This window comes from Streptomyces sp. MMCC 100 (assembly GCF_041538145.2).
Lineage (GTDB): Bacteria > Actinomycetota > Actinomycetes > Streptomycetales > Streptomycetaceae > Streptomyces.
The window spans coordinates 5784656-5803595 of the sequence record NZ_JBGORK020000001.1; the positions used below are offsets into that span (position 1 = coordinate 5784656).

General features: G+C 71.9%; 15 protein-coding genes. 7 read left to right on the forward strand and 8 right to left on the reverse strand.

The features are described 5' to 3' along the window. Positions 1-6 precede the first annotated feature (6 nt). The 4 genes from ABS735_RS26865 to ABS735_RS26880 are packed head-to-tail and all read right to left on the reverse strand — an operon-like array spanning position 7 to position 4175. Positions 7-576 (reverse strand): GNAT family N-acetyltransferase, encoded by a 570-nt coding sequence (locus ABS735_RS26865; RefSeq protein ID WP_373903686.1) that lies wholly within the window; start codon positions 574-576, stop codon positions 7-9. After that, positions 569-1777, reverse strand: coding sequence for a type III PLP-dependent enzyme domain-containing protein (locus ABS735_RS26870; RefSeq protein WP_373903685.1), 1209 nt, complete (start codon positions 1775-1777; stop codon positions 569-571). The genes ABS735_RS26865 and ABS735_RS26870 overlap by 8 nt, the downstream gene beginning before the upstream one ends. Further along, positions 1774-3099 carry a DUF6271 family protein gene (locus ABS735_RS26875; RefSeq protein WP_373903684.1) on the reverse strand — a complete coding sequence of 442 codons (1326 nt, stop codon included), beginning with the start codon at positions 3097-3099 and terminating at the stop codon, positions 1774-1776. The genes ABS735_RS26870 and ABS735_RS26875 overlap by 4 nt, the downstream gene beginning before the upstream one ends. Then, a complete protein-coding gene (locus ABS735_RS26880; RefSeq protein ID WP_373903683.1) occupies positions 3081-4175 on the reverse strand; it encodes a phytanoyl-CoA dioxygenase family protein in 1095 nt (364 codons plus the stop codon). The genes ABS735_RS26875 and ABS735_RS26880 overlap by 19 nt, the downstream gene beginning before the upstream one ends. A 494-nt stretch (positions 4176-4669) precedes the next feature. On the opposite strand from ABS735_RS26880, the gene ABS735_RS26885 reads away from it, so the two are divergent. Beyond that, a complete protein-coding gene (locus ABS735_RS26885) occupies positions 4670-6190 on the forward strand; it encodes a glycoside hydrolase family 3 protein (RefSeq protein WP_373903682.1) in 1521 nt (506 codons plus the stop codon). 120 nt (positions 6191-6310) lie between these two features. On the opposite strand, the gene hemE is transcribed toward ABS735_RS26885, so the two are convergent. Beyond that, positions 6311-7378 carry a uroporphyrinogen decarboxylase gene (gene hemE / locus ABS735_RS26890; RefSeq protein ID WP_373903681.1) on the reverse strand — a complete coding sequence of 356 codons (1068 nt, stop codon included), beginning with the start codon at positions 7376-7378 and terminating at the stop codon, positions 6311-6313. A 283-nt stretch (positions 7379-7661) separates the two neighbouring features. Between hemE and ABS735_RS26895 the strand changes: the two genes are divergently transcribed. The 6 genes from ABS735_RS26895 (at position 7662) to ABS735_RS26920 (ending at position 15774) form a co-directional block, all read left to right on the forward strand. Next, positions 7662-8360 (forward strand): DUF3000 domain-containing protein, encoded by a 699-nt coding sequence (locus ABS735_RS26895; RefSeq protein WP_373903679.1) that lies wholly within the window; start codon positions 7662-7664, stop codon positions 8358-8360. Positions 8361-8653: 293 nt separating this feature from the next. Continuing rightward, complete coding sequence (locus tag ABS735_RS26900; protein WP_003972894.1) at positions 8654-9316, forward strand: response regulator transcription factor; 663 nt, start codon at positions 8654-8656, stop codon at positions 9314-9316. Positions 9317-9640: 324 nt separating this feature from the next. Continuing rightward, on the forward strand, positions 9641-10927 hold the full coding sequence (locus ABS735_RS26905; RefSeq protein WP_373903678.1) for an HRDC domain-containing protein: 1287 nt from the start codon (positions 9641-9643) through the stop codon (positions 10925-10927). A gap of 161 nt (positions 10928-11088) precedes the next feature. After that, positions 11089-12306: a thiolase family protein gene (locus ABS735_RS26910; RefSeq protein ID WP_373903677.1), complete on the forward strand. Its 1218-nt coding sequence runs from the start codon at positions 11089-11091 to the stop codon at positions 12304-12306. Further along, entirely contained in the window at positions 12303-14432 is a 2130-nt protein-coding gene (locus tag ABS735_RS26915; RefSeq protein WP_373903676.1) for a 3-hydroxyacyl-CoA dehydrogenase NAD-binding domain-containing protein, read from the forward strand. Before ABS735_RS26910 ends, ABS735_RS26915 begins: the two co-directional genes overlap by 4 nt. 460 nt (positions 14433-14892) lie before the next feature. Further along, positions 14893-15774: a DUF8189 domain-containing protein gene (locus ABS735_RS26920; protein WP_373903675.1), complete on the forward strand. Its 882-nt coding sequence runs from the start codon at positions 14893-14895 to the stop codon at positions 15772-15774. On the opposite strand, the gene ABS735_RS26925 is transcribed toward ABS735_RS26920, so the two are convergent. Genes ABS735_RS26925 through ABS735_RS26935 form a run of 3 tightly spaced genes read right to left on the reverse strand, consistent with a single transcriptional unit; the run spans position 15746 to position 18924 of the window. Then, the gene (locus tag ABS735_RS26925; protein ID WP_373903674.1) at positions 15746-16804 is read right to left on the reverse strand and encodes a hypothetical protein; all 1059 of its coding nucleotides are present in this window, start codon (positions 16802-16804) and stop codon (positions 15746-15748) included. The genes ABS735_RS26920 and ABS735_RS26925 overlap by 29 nt on opposite strands. Then, positions 16804-17718 carry an N-acetylneuraminate synthase family protein gene (locus ABS735_RS26930; RefSeq protein WP_373903673.1) on the reverse strand — a complete coding sequence of 305 codons (915 nt, stop codon included), beginning with the start codon at positions 17716-17718 and terminating at the stop codon, positions 16804-16806. The genes ABS735_RS26925 and ABS735_RS26930 overlap by 1 nt, the downstream gene beginning before the upstream one ends. Positions 17719-17721: 3 nt before the next feature. Then, positions 17722-18924, reverse strand: coding sequence for a cytidylyltransferase domain-containing protein (locus ABS735_RS26935; protein WP_373903672.1), 1203 nt, complete (start codon positions 18922-18924; stop codon positions 17722-17724). Positions 18925-18940: the final 16 nt, after the last annotated feature.

The following is an 18940-nucleotide window of genomic DNA, read 5'->3' on the forward strand; positions in this document are numbered from 1 at the left end:
GCGCAATCAGCTCACTTCGCGCAGGGTGGGGGCGGGCGGGGACAGGGAGGGGCGGGCCCGGGTCTGCTGGGCGGCCGCCACCGGCTTGGACATGTAGACGGCGCCGCCGCCGTACGCGCCGACGGGCACCACCCCCGGCTCGGGCACGAAGCCGCGCGCCGACCAGAACCGCTCGGTGCGGCCCACGGCGACCAGGGAGATCCGCTCGTCCCCGCGCGCCCGGGCGGTGGCGGTGAGGTGGTGCAGGAGGTGCTGTGCGAGTCCTCTGCGGCGCAGGCCCGGTGCGACGACGATGTCGTGGAGGTGGAGGTTGCCGGGCGGGAACGCGGCCCCGGGCTGCTCCGTCCGCGCCAGGTCCGGCCAGCGGTGCGGCGGATAGGGCAGGGCGAGCAGGTAGCCGGCCGTGCGGGCGCCGACGTCCACGGCGAAGCAGGTGTCCGGCGACGCCGCCGCCCTGGACTGCAGCGCGGCCGGGCCCTCCGACAGGCCGAGGCCCGTGTAGGCGTCCCGCTCCAGCGTCACGACCGCGTCCCAGTCCCCGTCGGCGAGGGGGCGTACGCGCACGGTGTCAGTCATCGGCGCCGGTCCCCTGCGGGCGGCCCGCGAAGGCGTACGGGAGCGGGGCGAAGCCGTTGAAGCCCAGGGTCGTGTAGCTGGTCGCGTAGGCGCCGCAGGACAGCACCCAGACCGGGTCGCCCGAGGCCAGCGCCTCGGGCACCTGGACCAGTCCCTCCTCGTGGGAGTAGGCGTCGTCGCTGTCGCAGGTGGGACCGGCGACGACGGCCGGCACGTACGGGCCGTCCGGGTGGCCCGGGAAGACCAGCCGGTACTGCAGGGCGTCCATCTCGTACAGGCCGTTGAACTTGCCGCAGCTCAAGTAGAGCCAGTGCTGCCGTTCCCCGTTCGCCGCCCGGCGTTCGGTGAGGCGAGCGACGTGGGCGCGGATCGCGCCGTGGTCGGCGACGAGGTGCCGTCCGGGTTCGACGACGAAGTCCAGGGGTCCGCCGTGGATCCGGCGCAGCTCGTCCATGCCCTCCCGGATCACCGCGAAGATCTTGTCCAGCGGTGGGTCGAGGGGGGTGCCGCGCCGGTCCCGGTAGCCGAGCGCGGGCAGTCCGCCGCCGAGGTTGACGTGGTCGACGCGGATGCCGCGCCGGCCCAGTGCGCGCAGGACCTCGCCCAGGTCGTCGACGGCGCCGTGCCACGCCTCTCCCGTCATCTGCTGGGAGCCGACGTGCACGGACAGGCCCGCCGGTACCAGCCCGGCGTCCCGGGCCGCGGCCAGCACCCGGACGGTGTCGCCTGGCGGGCAGCCGAACTTGTCGCTCAGTCCCCACACCGCGCCCGCCCCGCCGGTCGCCACCCGGCAGAACACGCGGGCGCCGGGGGCGTGGGCGGCGAGGGCGGCCACGTCCTGGACGCTGTCGGTGGCGAAGGTGCGCACGCCCAGCCGGTACGCCTCGGCGATGTTCCGGTCGGACTTCACGGTGTTGCCGTAGTGCACGCGCCCGACCGGTACCCCGGCCCGCAGCGCCTGCTCGACCTCGCCGGGGCTCGCCGCGTCGGCACCGGCGCCCCGGCGTGCCAGGGCGGCCAGGACTTCGTCGACCGGGCAGGCCTTCATGGCGAACCGCACCTGTACGCCGGGCAGTTCGGCGCGCAGTGTGTCGTGGCGCCGCTCGATGCCGGCCAGGTCGTACACGAGCCGGTCCTCGGTGGCGGCGGCGAGGGCGGCGGCCAGGGGCTCGCTGAGGTCCGCGCCCGGCACCGCGCTCACCGGGGCTGCCTCGTGGGCCGGGTGAGGGGGGTGGTCCTGGCGGCGGCCACCATCCCCTCCCACGCCTCCGTGAGCAGCGCGAAGTCCGCCATGTCACCGCGTGCCTCGTCGAGGAGGCGCTCGCGGCGGCCGGCCAGGAGGTCGGCGAAGCCGGCGTGTCTGCCGCCGAGTCGGCGGTAGGCGGTGTCGAGGGCGTCGAGTCTGCGGATGTTCTCCGCGGGGTCGAGGCCGGTGCTCTCGCGGGCCAGGGCGGCGACGGTGTCGGGGCGGGCGCGGCCGTGCTCGTCCAGCAGTGCGTCGCCCGCCTCGGCCATGCGGTCGTAGACGTGGTGGAAGTAGAGCATCGACAGCAGGAACTTGGCGAAGCGGGTCTGGTAGGCGAGGAAGCCGGGTCCGGTCCTGCGTTCGCCGGTGTAGTAGTTGACGATGTTCCGGTTGTGCAGCACGCCGGGCAGCCGGGCGTCGTGCACGAGGTGGATGAGGAAGTAGTCGCTGCCGATGGTGTCCCGGGCGGGCGGCAGCGGCACACGCTCGCTGACCGTCGCACCGTGGAAGGCGATGTTGCACATGTCCACGCGCATCGGGTCGACCACCGTCAGCAGCGCGTGGTCGGCCGTGAAGGGTTCGGTGCCGGCGCCGGTGAAGGACTCCTCGACCAGCTCCCGTTTCTGTGCGGCGGACCAGTGCTCGGGTGCCCAGAGGGAGACGACGTCGCGGTAGACACCGGGGTCGGCCTCCCGTATCTGCGCGATGTCGACGGAGAGTTCGCCCACGAAGGAGCTGCCCACCATGGCGACCCGCCGCTGAAGCAGGGGGCCCGGCAGGGTCGACTCGGTGACGTGGGGCACCGTGTCTGCGGCGCGTTCGCCGAGGGACAGCACCTCGTGGTGGACGGGGAAGACCGTACGGCCGTCCACGCTCTGGTAGCGGCTGTCGGAGTCCCGGCGGTGGACGGAGTCGCAGCCGAGCGCGGCCGCGATCAGGAAGGCGCGGTTGGTGCAGGCGCCGTAGGACAGTCCGTCGGGGAGCATCAGGTCGAGGAGCAGTTCGGGCTTGGCGCTGCCGGAGCGGGTCGTCACCCGGGTCAGGAAGTCGCGCTGGGCGGCCTCGTCGAGGTGGTGGGCCGTGATCCGGGGGTGGTCCGGCAGGCGCCGTAACGCGTCGGCGTGGGCGGCGCGGTCCTCGGGCGTGCAGGAGTCGAGGACCAGCAGGTGGACATCGATGTCGAAGCGGTCGGCGGCGTAGGCGGCTTCCTCACCGAGGGCCGTGATCGTGTCCGGGCAGTGCCGGTTGGTGGGGAGGGTCAGGCAGATGCTGCGCATGCGGCGTCCCCGGTGGCCTCGTCGGTCGCCTCGTTCATGTCGCCGCCGTCGGTATCGGCGTCCGCGTGCCAGGACTCGAGGCCCAGCAACTTGGCGCCGAGTTCCGTCAGTTCGGCGGGGCCGTAGCGCTCGGACTCGGGCCGGCGGGCGTCGCCGAGGAGGGTGGCGTTCCAGTCGGGGGTGGCGAGGGTGCGCCAGGAGTCGATCCGGGAGTCGCGCAGGGTGCGGTGGGTCTCCAGCGCGGGCATCATCGACAGGTACTGGACCGCGCGGACGCCCTCGCCGGAGATGTTGGGCGCGACTCCGTGGGCCAGCAGGCCGTTCCAGATGAGCAGGTCACCGGCTTCCAGGTCGGGCCGTACGACGGGCATGTCCTCGCGGTCGATCGCGGGCCGGATCGGGTCGCGGTCGTCGGGCTGGAGCGCCTTCCAGCGGTCGAAGCGGCGGAACAGCTCGGGGCAGCACTGGAAGCCGCCGTGGTCGGGCTTGGTGTCGTTGAGCGCGATGATGCCCTGGACGCGCTGCGGCAGGACGCCCTGGGAGGTGTCGACGTCCCAGTGCAGCTCGATGTCGAAGCCGCGGTCGGGCTTGTCGATGAGCTCGCGGTCTCGGTTGCCCACGTTGGGCGGGTTGAGGTTGAGCCGGTCCAGGGTGACCCACAGCTCCTCGCAGTCCCACACGTCGACGAAGGCGTCGTAGACGCGCTGCGTCTGGCGGCTGTCCCAGATGAGCTGGTGGTGGTAGGCCTCGACGAAGCCGTAGATGTGCAGTTCCCGGTCGAGGTCGGAGCGGTACTCGCGGTCCTGGTACCAGGTGTCGGGGCGTTCGGGGTCGAGCCCCTGGAACTCCCAGGCGAAGTCGAGCAGTCGGCGCGCGGAGCCGGCGGGTATCGCCTCCTTCACGACGACGTAGCCGTACGTCTGCCAGTGGGCGAAGTCCTCCTCGGACAGCACCCGCAGCGGACGTGTCTTGTCGAGGTCGCGCAGCTGGGTGCGGGCCAGGTAGGTGTCGGCGTCCGCGCTGAAGTAGGGCAGGTCCGACGGGGCTCGGTGGAGGTAGGAATCGGGCGTCGCCATGTGGTGCTCCAGATCCTCGCCGTCGCCCCGTGCGGGCAACGGCGGTGCGCGCGACGGTGGTCGGCCGTCGCACATGAGGTCGGTGGTGGCAGCGGGAGCCCGCTCGCGGCACGGGGCGGGAGCGGGGCGACGGGGCGGCTCGGACGGACGGGGTGCTCCCCCTGCTCAGGGGTCGCCCCGGTCCGCGCCCTCGTCCGGAATGGTCGTCTCGTCCGGGGTGGTCGTCACGGAAGTCGTCGTACGGAAGTCGTCGCCACGACAGCGGTTTGCGCAGTCCGGCCGCGGCTGGTGTCCGGCGCGGAAACAGGAGTCACATGTGCCCCTCGCCGAACTTGCGCATCACAATGGACTAGACCAAGGGAGGGTGTCAACACCCGTCCGGACTAGGCAAGTTGTTACTTCCGAGTTCAAGAACGGCACCCTTGACACGCCTGGTTAACCTGAACGCGCACCCCCTTGGTCTATACCAAGAAGCCACTCGAAAGGCGCGGTCGATGTCCTCCAGCAAGCACAGCAGCGAGTTGCGTCGGCTCGCGCTCTCCGTCCTGCAGCCGGGTTTCGTGGGCACCGAGGCCCCCGACTGGATCCTGCGCGACATCGGCGACGGACTGGCCTCCGTCGTGCTGTTCTCCCGCAACATCGTCTCCACCGAACAGGTCGCACGGCTGACCGCCCGGCTCCGCGCCGAGAACCCCGACCTGATCGTCGCGATCGACGAGGAGGCGGGCGACGTCACCCGCATCGAGTCCGCCACCGGCTCGTCCCGGCCGGGCAACTTCGCACTCGGCACCGTCGACGACGCGGAGCTGACCGAGGCCGTCGCCGCCGACCTCGGCCGGCAGCTGCGCACCGCCGGGGTGAGCCTCGACTACGCACCGAGCGCCGACGTCAACTCCAACCCGGACAACCCGATCATCGGCGTACGCTCCTTCGGCTCGGACCCCGACGTGGTCTCCCGGCACACCACCGCGTGGATCCGCGGGCTGCAGTCGTCCGGCGTCGCCGCCTGCGCCAAGCACTTCCCCGGCCACGGGGACGTCGCCGTCGACTCCCACCACGACCTGCCCGCCTACCCGGCCGGGCGGGACGAGATCGCCGCCCAGGCGCTGCCCCCGTTCCGGGCCGCCGTCGCGGCCGGGGTGCGCGCGGTCATGAGCGGCCACCTGCTGGTGCCCGCCTACGACCCCGACCTCCCGGCCACGCTGAGCCGGCGGATCCTGCACGGCCTGCTCCGCGAGGAGTTGGGCTTCGACGGCCTGATCGTCAGCGACGCCATCGAGATGGGCGCCGTCACCCGCCGGTACGGCATCGACGGCGCCACCGTGAAGGCCGTCGCCGCCGGGGTGGACGCCGTCTGCGTGGGCGGCGAGAGCGCCGAGGAGGCCACCGTCGCGCTCCTGGTCAAGGCGCTGACCGCCGCGGTGACGGGCGGGGAGCTGTCCGAAGAGCGGCTGGCCGAGGCGGCGGACCGGGTACGGGAGCTCGCCCGCTGGTCGGCCGGGCTGCGGGCGGCCGGGGCCGCCGGGGAGACGGCAGGGGACGGCATCGGGCGCATCGCCGCGCGCCGGGCCGTGCGGCTCACCGGCGCCGCGCGGGCCGCCCTGCCGCTGACGGCCGCGCCGCACGTGGTCGAGCTGGCCCCGGTGACCAACATGGCCATCGGCAAGGAGACCCCGTGGGGCGTGGCAGACCCACTGCGGGAGCGGCTGCCCGGCACGACCTCCGTGCGGCTGCGCGGGCAGGAGCTGGAGGAGGGGACGGTGGCGCTGGAGAGCTGCGCCCTCGAACCGGCCGCGGGGCGCCCGCTGGTGATCGTCGCCCGCGACGCGGCCCGGCACGCGTGGATGAGCCGTGCCGTGACCGGCCTGACCGCCGCCCGCCCGGACGCGATCGTCGTGGAGATGGGCCTGCCGGGCAGCACCGCGACCGCGGCTGCCCAGATCTTCACCCACGGCGCGAGCGCGGCCTCGGGGCTGGCCGCGGCGGAGGTTCTCACGGACCTGTCCGCGGGCTGAGCCGGGCGGTCGCCGGCCGCGCCGGGTCGTCCCGGCGCGGGACTGGGCGGGGCGGACGCGGAAGGAGCGGCCTCGGAGAAGACGGAGCGGCGGGAAGGAGCCGCTCGTGAGCGGCGTACGTCAGCGCGCGGTCTGCGTGTGGACGTACTCCACGAGGCGGGTCAGCGCGTCCGGGTCGGTGGTCGGCAGGACGCCGTGGCCGAGGTTGAAGACGTGACCCTCCAGGCCCGCCGCCGCGTCCAGGATCTCGCGGGTCTTGGTCTCGACCGCCTCCCGGCCGGCGAAGAGGACGGCCGGGTCCAGGTTGCCCTGGAGTGCCTTGCCGGGGCCGACGCGGCGGGCCGCCTCGTCGAGCGGGACGCGCCAGTCGACGCCGACGACGTCCGCGCCGGCCTCACCGAGCAGGCCCAGCAGCTCGCCTGTGCCGACGCCGAAGTGGATGCGCGGCACGCCGTAGCCGGAGACGGCCTCGAAGACCTTGCGGGAAGCGGGCAGCACCGAGCGGCGGTAGTCCGCGGGGGACAGCGCGCCGGCCCAGGAGTCGAAGAGCTGGACGGCGCTCGCGCCCGCCTCGAGCTGCACCTCGAGGAAGGCGGCCGTGATGCCGGCGAGCCGGTCCAGGAGGTCGGCCCACAGCTGCGGGTCGCCGTACATGAGGGCCTTGGTGTGCTCGTGATTGCGGGACGGGCCGCCCTCCACGAGGTAGCTCGCGAGGGTGAACGGCGCGCCGGCGAAGCCGATCAGCGGGGTGGTGCCCAGCTCGCGGGTGAGCAGGCCGAAGGCCTCGGTGACGTAGGCGACGTCCTCGGGGGTGAGGTCGCGCAGCTGCGCCAGGTCCGCGCGGGTGCGGATCGGGTTCGCGATGACCGGGCCGACGCCTGGCTTGATGTCGAGGTCGATGCCGATGGCCTTGAGCGGGACCACGATGTCGCTGAAGTAGATCGCCGCGTCCACACCGTGCCGACGCACCGGCTGCAGGGTGATCTCGGCGATCAGTTCCGGCCGCGTGCAGGACTCGAGCATCGGGATGCCCTCGCGCACCTTCAGGTACTCCGGCAGTGAGCGCCCGGCCTGCCGCATGAACCACACGGGAGTGTGCGGCACCGGCTCACGCCTGCACGCCTTGAGGAACGCGGAGTCGTACGTGGCGGTCGGCTGCTTGCCCGCGGGGCTCTGGTTGGCACTCACACGGCCAAGTCTCGCATGCCCCCCGGACAGCGCCGGACCGCGGGTGGACGGCTCACGGAGCGTGCGTGGGGCCGCTCCCCGTCGCGGGTGGAGCGGTGTCCCGTCACGGGTGGGGCGGCCTCCCGCCACGGGTGGGGCGGTGTCCCATCACGGGTGAGGCGGCTCCCGCCACGGGTGGGGCGGCTCCCGCGCGCCCCCGCCGGACCGCGTGATCCGGACATCGCGCCCGCACGGCGGGTGTCCCTCCCTGCACCGGGCCGCCGTTCCGCTTAATGTTCCCCGCATGGCTGCGGCTCAGGGACGACTGTCGGACGGCGCTGGCGGAATGGACGACGCGAAGGGGACCGAGGAAGAGGCCCGGCACAAGGGGAGTCACAACGAAAGCAACGGGAGTACGGCACCGCCCGCCTTCACGGCCGCCGTGGAGGCACTGCGGGCCGCGCGGCTGCGGCCGCAGATCGAGGTGGAGGCGACCCGCGCACCGCAGCGCCTCGCCCCGCACGCGTACGCGCTCGAGGCCGCGGTCGTCGACGGCGACGAGGACCTGGCGGACGGGCGGCTGGTGCTGCTGCACGACCCGGCCGGGCACGAGGCCTGGCACGGGACCTTCCGGCTGGTGACGCTGGTGCGGGCCGAGCTGGAACCGGAGATGGCGGCGGATCCGCTGCTGCCGGACGTGTGCTGGTCCTGGCTGACCGGCGCGCTGCAGGCGCGCGGGCTGGCGTACGGGGAGCCCAGCGGCACGGTCACGCGTGCGAGTTCCCACTACTTCGGAGGGCTCTCGGCCCGCCCGTCCGCCTCGCAGATCGAGATCCGGGCGTCCTGGACCCCGCGCGAGGGCCTGGGCGGCGTCCCGGACACCGCGGCGCACCTCTCCTCGTGGTGCGACCTGCTCGCCCAGGTCGCGGGCCTGCCGCCGGCTGCGCCTGGCGACGCGTCGATCGTGACGCTGCCGCAGCGACGCGGCCCGCAGTCGCGCTGACACTCCACCAGCCGGCGTTCATCGTTCCGGGCGTGGGATCCGCACGCCCGGAGGAGGTTCCGTCACTTTGTCGACACGGCCACATTCGGCCTCGTATCGACAAAGTGCGAAACCGTTCGATCTTCGAATGATCGACAGCGTGTCCGAATTGCTCGGATTGTTACTCACCAGATCGTGATCATTCTCTAAAGGCAGACGCGTTCGGTGCCGAAGACGACTGTGACCTTGAAAGCACGGTTCGTCCCGGCTTCAACCCCATGAGCCGGCCCCGTCCCCGCACCCCAGGAGGCCTGGTGTCCGTTCTCCTCGAGCAGCCTGCAAGCCTGGTCGCCTACCGCCCGAACAAGCCGACCGCCATGGTGGTCGTGGCCGACCCGCGCGTCCGTTCCACCGTCACCCGCCACCTGTGGGCGCTCGGTGTGCGCGACGTCATCGAGGCCTCGTCCGTCGCGGAGGCTCGTCCCCGCATCGGCAACCCCCGCGACATCTGCGTCGCCGACGTCCACCTCCCCGACGGTTCCGGCCTGACCCTCCTGTCGGAGACCCGCGCCGCGGGGTGGCCCAACGGGCTCGCCCTGTCCGCCGCCGACGACATCGGCGCCGTGCGCAACGCCCTCGCCGGCGGCGTCAAGGGCTACGTCGTCACCGGCACCCGTACCAACGTCGGGCTCCCCACCCGGCCGGGCGCCGCCCCCATCGGCGCCGCCGCCGCCCGTCTGCACCGCCGTCCCCCGGGCGCCCCGAGCCACCCGGGCGGCTACCGCGAGCTCTCCGGCCGCGAGGTCGAGGTGCTGCGGCTGGTCGCGGAGGGCCAGTCGAACAAGGCGATCGGCGTCTCGATGGGCCTGTCCGCCCTGACCGTCAAGAGCCACCTGGCCCGCATCGCCCGCAAGCTCGGCACGGGCGACCGCGCCGGGATGGTCGCGGTGGCCCTGCGCACGGGCATCATCCACTGACCGCCCCGATCCCGTTCCTCCCCCTCTCCCGACCGCTCCCCGGCGCTTGCCACGACTCCCCATGAAGCCGATGTTTCACTGACCTGACTGGTTTACGACCCCCCGGCGCCCGCCGACGGAACGTTCCGTCGGCGCTGGACCGCGGCAAGTGGCGCGTCGTCCGCACCGGCACGGAGATGGGCTCCGTCAANGCGGCCTCCACCAGGGTGTGCGTGCCGAGCACGTTGGTCCGCACGAACGCGGCGCCGCCCTCGATCGACCGGTCGACCCGCCGACGGAACGTTCCGTCGGCGGGCGCCGTCGATCCACCGATACCCTTGACAGGTGACCGACGCCCACGAAACCGCAGCAGACCGTCCACTGCGCACCACCGGAGGCGCCCCTCCGGACGACGCCGGATCTTCTGCGAGTCAGGCGCCGATCCCCTTGCTCGAACCGCGCGAGGGCGTTCCGCCGGTGATCGCCGACGCGGACGCCCTCGCCGAGGTGACCGCCGCCTTCGCCGCCGGGAGCGGCCCCGTCGCCGTCGACGCCGAGCGGGCCTCCGGGTACCGCTACGGCCAGCGCGCGTACCTCGTGCAGCTGCGCCGCCAGGGCGCGGGGACGGCGCTGATCGACCCGGTGGCCTGCCCCGACCTCTCCGGCCTCGGCGCGGCGATCGCCGACGCGGAGTGGGTGCTGCACGCGGCCACCCAGGACCTGCCGTGCCTGCGGGAAATAGGGATGGTGCCCACCCGCATCTTCGACACCGAGCTGGCCGGGCGGCTCGCCGGGTTCCCACGCGTCGGCCTCGGCGCGATGGTGGAGAACGTCCTGGGCTTCGTCCTGGAGAAGGGCCACTCGGCCGTCGACTGGTCGACGCGCCCGCTGCCCGAGCCCTGGCTGCGGTACGCGGCGCTCGACGTCGAGCTGCTGGTCGACCTGCGGGACGCCCTGGAGAAGGAGCTGGACCGGCAGGGCAAGCTGGAGTGGGCCCGGCAGGAGTTCGACGCGATCGCCTCGGCCCCGCCGCCCGCGCCGCGCAAGGACCCGTGGCGCCGTACGTCCGGCATGCACAAGGTGCGCCGGCGCCGTCAGCTCGCCGTGGTGCGGGAGCTGTGGCAGACCCGGGACCGCATCGCGCAGCGCCGGGACGTCTCTCCCGGCAAGGTGCTCGGGGACGCGGCCATCGTCGAGGCGGCGCTCGCGCTGCCGGCCAACGCGCACGCACTCGCCGGGCTCGGCGGCTTCGGGCGGGTGAACCGGCGTCAGCTGGAGCAGTGGCAGGCCGCGGTCGACCGGGCCAAGGGCCTCACCGAGTCGCAGCTGCCGCAGCCGGGCCAGCCGGTGACCGGTCCCCCGCCGCCGCGTGCGTGGGCCGACAAGGACCCGGCCGCCGCCGCCCGGCTGTCCGCCGCGCGGGCGGGGGTGACGGCGCTGGCCGAGGAGCTGAACATGCCGCAGGAGAACCTGATCACCCCGGACACCGTGCGCCGGGTGTGCTGGGAGCCGCCGAAGCCGGCCGACGCGGAGTCCGTGGCCGCGGCCCTCGCCGGGCACGGGGCCCGGCGGTGGCAGGTGGAACAGGTGACGCCGGTGCTGGTGGCGGCGCTGACTCAGGAGGCCTCGTAGCGGGAGCCGCGCCGACGGGCGGTGGCCCGTCGGTGTGACGTTCGCCGCTTGGGGCGGGGGGACTGGGCAGCTACGTTACTCATAAGTAGCATGGGCCTGAGCGCGCGCTCAGTGCATGCGTGCCGCAGCAGTGCCATCCCGCACCCTGGAGGAGAGCCATCGTGCCTCGTACCGTCAGGGACGTCGTCTTCGTCGACGGCGTCCGCACCCCGTTCGGCAAGGCGGGCCCGAAGGGCGTCTACCACGAGACCCGCGCCGACGACCTGGTCGTGAAGGCGATCCGGGAGCTGCTGCGCCGCAACCCCGGTCTCGACCCGAAGAAGATCGACGAGGTCGCCGTCGCCGCGACCACGCAGATCGGCGACCAGGGCCTGACCATCGGCCGTACCGCCGGCATCCTGGCGGGCCTGCCCACCTCGGTCCCGGGCTACTCCATCGACCGCATGTGCGCGGGCGCCCTGACCGCCGTCACCACGGTGGCCGGTTCCGTCGCCTTCGGCGCGTACGACGTCGCGATCGCGGGCGGTGTCGAGCACATGGGCCGCCACCCGATGGGCGAGGGCGTGGACCCGAACCCGCGGTTCGTCAGCGAGAAGCTGGTCGACGAGTCCGCCCTGTTCATGGGCATGACCGCCGAGAACCTGCACGACCGCTACCCGAGCATCACCAAGCAGCGCGCCGACGAGTACGCGGTGCGCTCGCAGGAGAAGGCCGCCAAGGCGTACGCAGGCGGCCAGATCCAGGCCGACCTGGTGCCGATCTCGGTGCGCCGCACCAACGAGGAGGCGGGCGAGACGGGCTGGGGCCTGGTCACCGCCGACGAGCCGATGCGCCCGGGCACCACGCTGGAGAACCTGGCGGGCCTCAAGACGCCGTTCCGCGTGCACGGCCGGGTCACCGCGGGCAACGCGGCCGGTCTGAACGACGGCGCGACCGCGTCCCTCATCGCGAGCGAGGACTTCGCCCGCGAGAACAACCTGCCGGTCAAGATGCGCCTGGTCGCGTACTCCTTCGCGGGCGTAGAGCCGGAGGTCATGGGCTACGGCCCGATCCCGGCCACGGAGAAGGCCCTGGCCCAGGCCGGCCTGTCGATCTCCGACATCGGCCTCTTCGAGATCAACGAGGCCTTCGCCGTCCAGGTCCTCGCCTTCCTGGAGCACTATGGCATCGCCGACGACGACGCCCGCGTCAACCAGTACGGCGGCGCCATCGCCTTCGGCCACCCGCTGGCCTCCTCCGGCGTCCGTCTGATGACGCAGCTGGCCCGCCAGTTCGAGGAGCAGCCGCACGTCCGCTACGGCCTGACCACCATGTGCGTCGGCTTCGGCATGGGCGCGACGGTCATCTGGGAGAACCCGCACTTCGAGGGGGACAAGTGAGCACCACCGCAGAGCTGCTGAAGGGTGCGGCCGAGCTGTTCCCCGGCGAGGTCGTCACGCAGGCGCACGTACGCCACTTCGACCTGCCCCTGGGCGCCGGTCGTTTCGCGCTGATCACCCTGGACAACGGCCACGACCACACCAAGCCGACCACCCTCGGCCCGCAGTCGCTGGCGAACATCGACGCCGCGATCGACCAGGTCGAGAAGGAGGCCGCGGACGGCGACATCGTCGGCGTCGGCGTCACCGGCAAGCCGTTCATCTTCGCCGTCGGCGCCGACCTCAAGGGCGTCGAGCTGCTGAAGCGGCACGAGGACGCGCTGGCCATCGGCAAGGGCGGCCACGACGTCCTCAAGCGCCTGGCGAACCTGGCGGTGCCGTCCTTCGCGTACTACAACGGCGCGGCCATGGGCGGCGGCGTCGAGATCGGCCTGCACTGCACCTACCGCACGGTGTCGGCGGCCCTCCCCGCGTTCTCGCTCCCCGAGGTCTTCCTCGGCCTGGTCCCCGGCTGGGGCGGCTGCACGCTGCTGCCGAACCTGATCGGCGCCGACAAGGCCGTCTCGGTGATCATCGAGAACAGCCTCAACCAGAACAAGCAGCTCAAGGGCAAGCAGGTCCACGAGCTCGGCATCGCGGACGCGATCTTCGAGGGCGCGGACTTCCTGGAGCAGTCGCTGATCTGGACGGCGTCCGTCCTCAAGGGCGAGATCACCGTCGAGCGTCCGGTGGTCGACCGCGGCGAGGCCTGGGACCAGGCCGTCGCGAAGGGCCGCTTCATCGCCGACGGCAAGGTGCACGGCGCCGCCCCGGCCGCCTACCGTGCCCTGGACATCATCGCCGCCGCCAAGAACGGCGACCTCCAGCAGGGCTACGACGCCGAGGACCGGGCCCTCGCCGACCTCATCATGGGCGGCGAACTGCGCTCCGGCATCTACGCCTTCAACCTGGTCCAGAAGCGCGCCAAGCGCCCCGCGGGCGCCCCGGACAAGAACCTGGCCCGTCCGGTCACCAAGGTGGGCGTCGTCGGCGCCGGTCTGATGGCCTCCCAGCTCGCGCTGCTCTTCCTGCGCCGCCTGGAGGTGCCGGTCGTCCTGACGGACATCGACCAGGAGCGCGTCGACAAGGGTGTGGGCTACGTCCACGCCGAGATCGACAAGCTGCTCGGCAAGGGCCGCGTCAACCAGGACAAGGCGAACCGCCTCAAGGCCCTGGTGACCGGCGTCCTGGACAAGGCCGAGGGCTTCGCCGACGCGGACTTCGTCATCGAGGCCGTGTTCGAGGAGATGGGCGTCAAGCAGAAGGTCTTCGCGGAGGTCGAGGCGGTGGCGCCCGCGCACGCCATCCTGGCCACCAACACCTCCTCCCTCTCCGTCTCGGAGATGGCGTCGAAGCTGAAGCACCCCGAGCGGGTCGTCGGTTTCCACTTCTTCAACCCGGTCGCGATCCTCCCCCTCCTGGAGATCGTCCGCGGCGAGCAGACCGACGAGGCCTCGCTGGCCACGGCGTTCGGCGTCGCCAAGAAGCTGAAGAAGACCGCGGTCCTGGTCAAGGACGCCCCGGCGTTCGTGGTCAACCGCATCCTGACCCGCTTCATGGGCGAGATCCAGAACGTCATCGACGAGGGCACGCCGGTCGCGGTGGCGGAGAAGGCGGTCGAGCCGCTCGGCCTGCCGATGTCCCCGCTGGTCCTCCTGGAGCTGGTCGGCCCGGCCATCGGCCTGCACGTCTCGGAGACCCTCAACCGGGCCTTCCCCGAGCGCTTCACGGTCTCCCCGAACCTGAAGGCGGTCGTCGAGGCGGGCAAGCGCGGCTTCTACGTCTACGACAGCGGCAAGCCCGAGCTGGACCCGGAGGTCGCGGCCCTCCTCAAGCAGGGCGACTCCGTCCTGACCGAGGAGCAGGTCCGCGACCGCGTCCTGGACGCGGTGGCCCAGGAGATCGGCCTGATGCTCGACGAGGGCGTCGTCGCCGAGGCCCAGGACATCGACCTCTGCCTGATCACGGGCGCCGGCTGGCCCTTCCACCTGGGCGGCATCACGCCGTACCTGGACCGCGAGGGCGTCTCGGAGCGGGTGAACGGGAAGCGGTTCCTGGAGGCGGGGGTGGCGTCGGTTCCGGCGTAACGCGTACTCGTCCCCCGGTGCCCGGCGCACACCTTTCGGTGCGCCGGGCACCGGCCTTTCCACAGGAACTGCCAAAGAACAATCCGCGGAAAGGAAACTAGAGATCGATCACAATGTGGAGACTATGTGACGTTATGGAAACGCTCACGGCATAGAATGTGCCAATCCTGGTCGCCTTTCTGGGGGGCCGCCCCGGGCGACGGAAGGACAACAACACATCATGGGGGGAAGGGCGAAGAGTGCGCGACGCGCACCCCGAGCCAAGGCTGACGCCCCGGCGTCTTCGGGTGCCGGCGCCCAAAGCCCGGTCGAGGGGCAGTGGGTCACTCTTGGAGCGGACGGGCGTCTCACGTTGTTCGCCCTGGGAGCCGATGTCCTGAGGCGATGGACGGAGGTGCGCCCCGGCGGCCCCGAGTGGCTGGGGCCGGACATCCTTCCCCTGCCGCCGGGACTGAGTCACGTGTCGATCACTCAAGGCGCCGACCACTACCTGCATTTCCTCGCCCACCGCACCCGGCGACACGACGACGGCCGCACCACCACCGATCTGATGTACACCATGCAGTACCAGTCGGGCCGACCGCTCAACGACTGGCGCGCTCTCGCCAATCCGTACAAGGAGGCGGACGACCGGCATCCCCGGCTGGGGTACCCCACGGGCGCCGTCGACACCGCCGGCACCCTCCACGTCTTCGTCCGCAACGCGGGCCGGGGCCTGCATTTGCGCCACGAGGACAAGTCCGGCAAGTGGCGGGCCTGGCAGGATCTGCGCGGCAGCGCCCTGCACGAGGGCCTCACCGTCGGCGTGACGTCCAAGGGACGGATCGGCGTCCTCGCGGCGTCGGACAAGCCCGCCCACCACTGGCAACAGGCTGTGCGCGGCGGAGAGTTCGAGCGCCGCGAGGACGTCGCCGTGACGCTGGTCCCGGGTACCGGAGTGGCGTTGGAAACGTCCGAGGACCAGCTGACGTACTACGTGGCCGACGCCTACTCCTCCAGTCTGCTGGCCATCCGCCCCAATGGATCGGTCGTACAGATCGGCGGTGCCCCGGGCGGTGACGCCCCGTCGGCTCTGCGCACCACGATCGAGGGACAGGACTGCACGGTCCTCGCCCACCGGGGAGTGGCCGGCAGTCCGATCTTCGGCGCCTTCGTCACCAACGCCGAGGAATGGGGCGTGCAGTGGGCCGACATCGGCCGTCCCTGCGTCGGCGCTCCCGCGGTCGCGCTCGACGCGCTCGGCCGCATCGTCCTGGCCATGGTCTCCACCGACGGATCCCCGTACGTGACCCGTCAGTCGTCGTCCTCCGGGCTCAGCCTGGGGCAGTGGCGCCGGCTGTGAACCCCGGTTCCTGACCGAAGTCCGGGCGCATGCTCGGCAGGCCGTGCCGCCCCTTCGCGGACTCCGTCATGGCCCGCAGGAAGTCGGCGGCGTGCGAGGTCGTGTGCGAGGTGAACCACGACTCGTGGACCTCGCAGATCTCCACCCGGACGCCCGTGCCGCGCAGGACGATCGGCAGCGTGTGGGCGACGGTTGAGGGGAACGTCAGGAGGGTGTGCCCGACAGGTCCCTGTGCCGCCATCAGTTCCAGCGGCAGATCGGGCCGCAGCACCGTGACACCGGTGGTGGCGGAGATGCGCCGGAGCTTCTCGCGGCTCTCCCTGCGGTGGGCCAGGTACCGGCCCACACCCCGTGCGCGCACGATGGCGCTCACGGCCTGCAGATACCGCTCCTCGCTCACGATGCCGGTCTCGGCCAGGGAGGTGCCGAGCAGGTCGGCACCGGTGCGGACCGTCGGACGGGTGAAGCGCCTCCGGATCCACGCGTAGTCGTTGGGCACGACCTGGATACCGGGCGGCGCGGCGACCTCCATGGAGGTGAACAGCGACCTCCGCAGCGAGGGCGCGGACAGCCAGTCCAGGGCCCGGCTGCCGCGTCCCGCCGAACCGGCCTGCTGGTGCCAGCGGGCCAGGCTGCGGCCCTCGGCCATGACGCGCACGAACTCCGTGGTGGCCGTCCCGTCGTCGACGATGACCAGTTCCCTTGCCTTCGCGGAGGGCAGCAGCGTCTGCACCATGCCGGAGAACAGATCACCGACGACCAGTCGTTCGGCCTGTGCGACCAGTTTGCGGACGGCGCCGATCCGGCGTATCCGGCCGACCGTGCCGGACCTGACCTCGAAGGGTGTGATGACCAGCCCGCTGTCCGTGGCCAGCTCCCCGACCCGGACCAGCTGCACCCTGGACCACGGATCCAGGGGAAGCAGAACCGCCACATCCACGGCGGCGCCCCCGCCCTGGTGGTCGAAGTACGCCCATTCCGCCACGTTCAGCAGCTGGGCGGGGCTCTCCACCAGGGCGAGGGTTCTCATCACGCGACCTGCGCCACCGATTCCGCGACCACACCCGCGACCCTTCGCAGCTTCTTCATCGGGCCCAGCTCGGAGTCGTAGACCTTCTTGACGCCGTCGCCGAGGGAGGCCTCGATGGCGCGGATGTCGCGCACCAGGCGGGACAGGCCCTGCGGCTCGACGGAGGCGGCCTGGTCGGAGCCCCACATGGCGCGGTCGAGGGTGATGTGGCGCTCCACCACGCAGGCCCCGAGCGCGACCGCGGCCAGCGTGGTCTGCAGGCCGATCTCGTGGCCGGAGTAGCCGATCGGGACGTTCGGGTACTCCCGCTCCAGCGTGTTGATCACACGCAGGTTCAGCTCCTCGGCCTGCGCCGGGTAGGTGGACGTCGCGTGCAACAGCACGATGTTGTCGCTGCCCAGGACCTCGACCGCGTGGCGGATCTGCTTCGGGGTGGACATGCCGGTGGAGAGGATGACCGTCTTGCCCGTGGCGCGCAGGGCGCGCAGCAGCTCGTCGTCGGTCAGCGAGGCGGAGGCGACCTTGTGGGCGGGGACGTCGAACTTCTCCAGGAAGGCGACGGCCTCGGTGTCCCACGGGGAGGCGAACCAGTCGATGTTCTTGGACTTGCAGTACTCGTCGATCTGCCGGTACTCGTCCTCGCCGAACTCCACGCGGTGGCGGTAGTCGATGTACGTCATCCGGCCCCAGGGGGTGTCGCGCTCGATGTCCCACTGGTCGCGCGGGGTGCAGATCTCCGGGGTGCGCTTCTGGAACTTGACGGCGTCGCAGCCGGCCTCGGCGGCGGCGTCGATCAGCTTGAAGGCGTTCTCCAGCTCGCCGTTGTGGTTGATGCCGATCTCACCGATGACATACGTCGGTGCGCCCTGACCGACCGCGCGGGAACCGATCGTGCGGGTACGGGGGTAGTGCATGGTTCAAAGAGCCTTTCCAAGAAGGTGTGCTGCTATTTCGCGGACAACGCCGTAGCCCCCGCATGACGTGGTCACGGCGCGTGCTTGTTCACGGACGATGTCGTGGGCGTCGGCCACGGCGATGGGCCAGCCGACAAGTTCAAAACAGGGCAGGTCGTTGACGTCGTTGCCCGCGTACAGGATCCGCTCGGGGGCGATCCCCTCGGTCTCGTACCACTTGCGGAGTTCGACGTCCTTGCTCTGCACGCCGTGGATGACGGGGATGCCGAGCTTCCGTGCCCTGGCCGCGACCACGGGGTTGGTCTCGCTGGAGAGGATGAGGACCGGTACGCCCGCCTTGCGAAGGCGGGAGATTCCCATGCCGTCCCCCCGATTGACGACGACCGTCTCCCTGCCCTCGGCGTCGATCCACACCCGGTCGTCGGTCTGCGTGCCGTCGAAGTCCAGGACGACCGCGTCCACGTCCTCGATCGTCGGGAAGGCGGACGTACCGATCATGGGCGCCACCGCTCGGGCCCGCTCCAGATCCGCGGGGTCGTCGATCTCAAGGGTGCGCGCCGGGTCGACCGGTACGGCTGCGACGTTGCCGAAGAAGCGGTGCCCCTTGTCTCTGAATCCCCGGGCTCTCATCGCGTAGGCCGCGCCCGTCTCCAGGAACTCCTCGGGACGGTCCTGGCGCCGCAGCCGCTCGGCACTGTCGTGGTTGACACCCTGTGCATACAGGAGGGCGGGCGTGTCACCGTCGCGGACACCGCGCCAGACAAACCCATGGAAGGGGGAGGCCGTGAAGGCGGAGTCGGCACCGCCGTCGAGCACGGCGGACACGACGCCCTCGATGTCCTCGGTGGCCAGGAAGGGGCTGGTGGCCTGGACGAAGAGCAGGACGTCCGTGAACTCGCCGTGCCGTTCCTCGACGGCGTCCAGGGCATGCAGCAACGCGGATTCGCTGGACGCGGTGTCCGACGCCAGTTCGGCGGGGCGCAGCACTACTTCGGCACCGTGCAGGCGTGCCTCGGCGGCGATGTCCTCGGCGTCCGTGGAGACCACGACACGGGTCACCCGGCGCGCCCGCAGGCAGGCGCTCACTGCGCGTCCGACCAGCGAGACGCCCGCCACGCGGGCGAGGTTCTTGCCGGGGATCCCCTTGGAACCGCCGCGGGCGGGGATCACGGCGGTCACCGTGCATTCTGGTGGATATGCGGGCATAGCGGACCTCATGTCG

Bases quoted from the DNA above. Each gene is read 5' to 3' on its own strand.
- ABS735_RS26865 (WP_373903686.1), bottom strand. From the start codon at position 576: ATGACTGACACCGTGCGCGTACGCCCCCTCGCCGACGGGGACTGGGAC.
- ABS735_RS26875 (WP_373903684.1), bottom strand. From the start codon at position 3,099: ATGCGCAGCATCTGCCTGACCCTCCCCACCAACCGGCACTGCCCGGAC.
- ABS735_RS26880 (WP_373903683.1), bottom strand. From the start codon at position 4,175: ATGGCGACGCCCGATTCCTACCTCCACCGAGCCCCGTCGGACCTGCCC.
- ABS735_RS26885 (WP_373903682.1), top strand. From the start codon at position 4,670: ATGTCCTCCAGCAAGCACAGCAGCGAGTTGCGTCGGCTCGCGCTCTCC.
- ABS735_RS26895 (WP_373903679.1), top strand. From the start codon at position 7,662: ATGGCTGCGGCTCAGGGACGACTGTCGGACGGCGCTGGCGGAATGGAC.
- ABS735_RS26925 (WP_373903674.1), bottom strand. From the start codon at position 16,804: ATGAGAACCCTCGCCCTGGTGGAGAGCCCCGCCCAGCTGCTGAACGTG.
- ABS735_RS26930 (WP_373903673.1), bottom strand. From the start codon at position 17,718: ATGCACTACCCCCGTACCCGCACGATCGGTTCCCGCGCGGTCGGTCAG.
- ABS735_RS26935 (WP_373903672.1), bottom strand. From the start codon at position 18,924: ATGCCCGCATATCCACCAGAATGCACGGTGACCGCCGTGATCCCCGCC.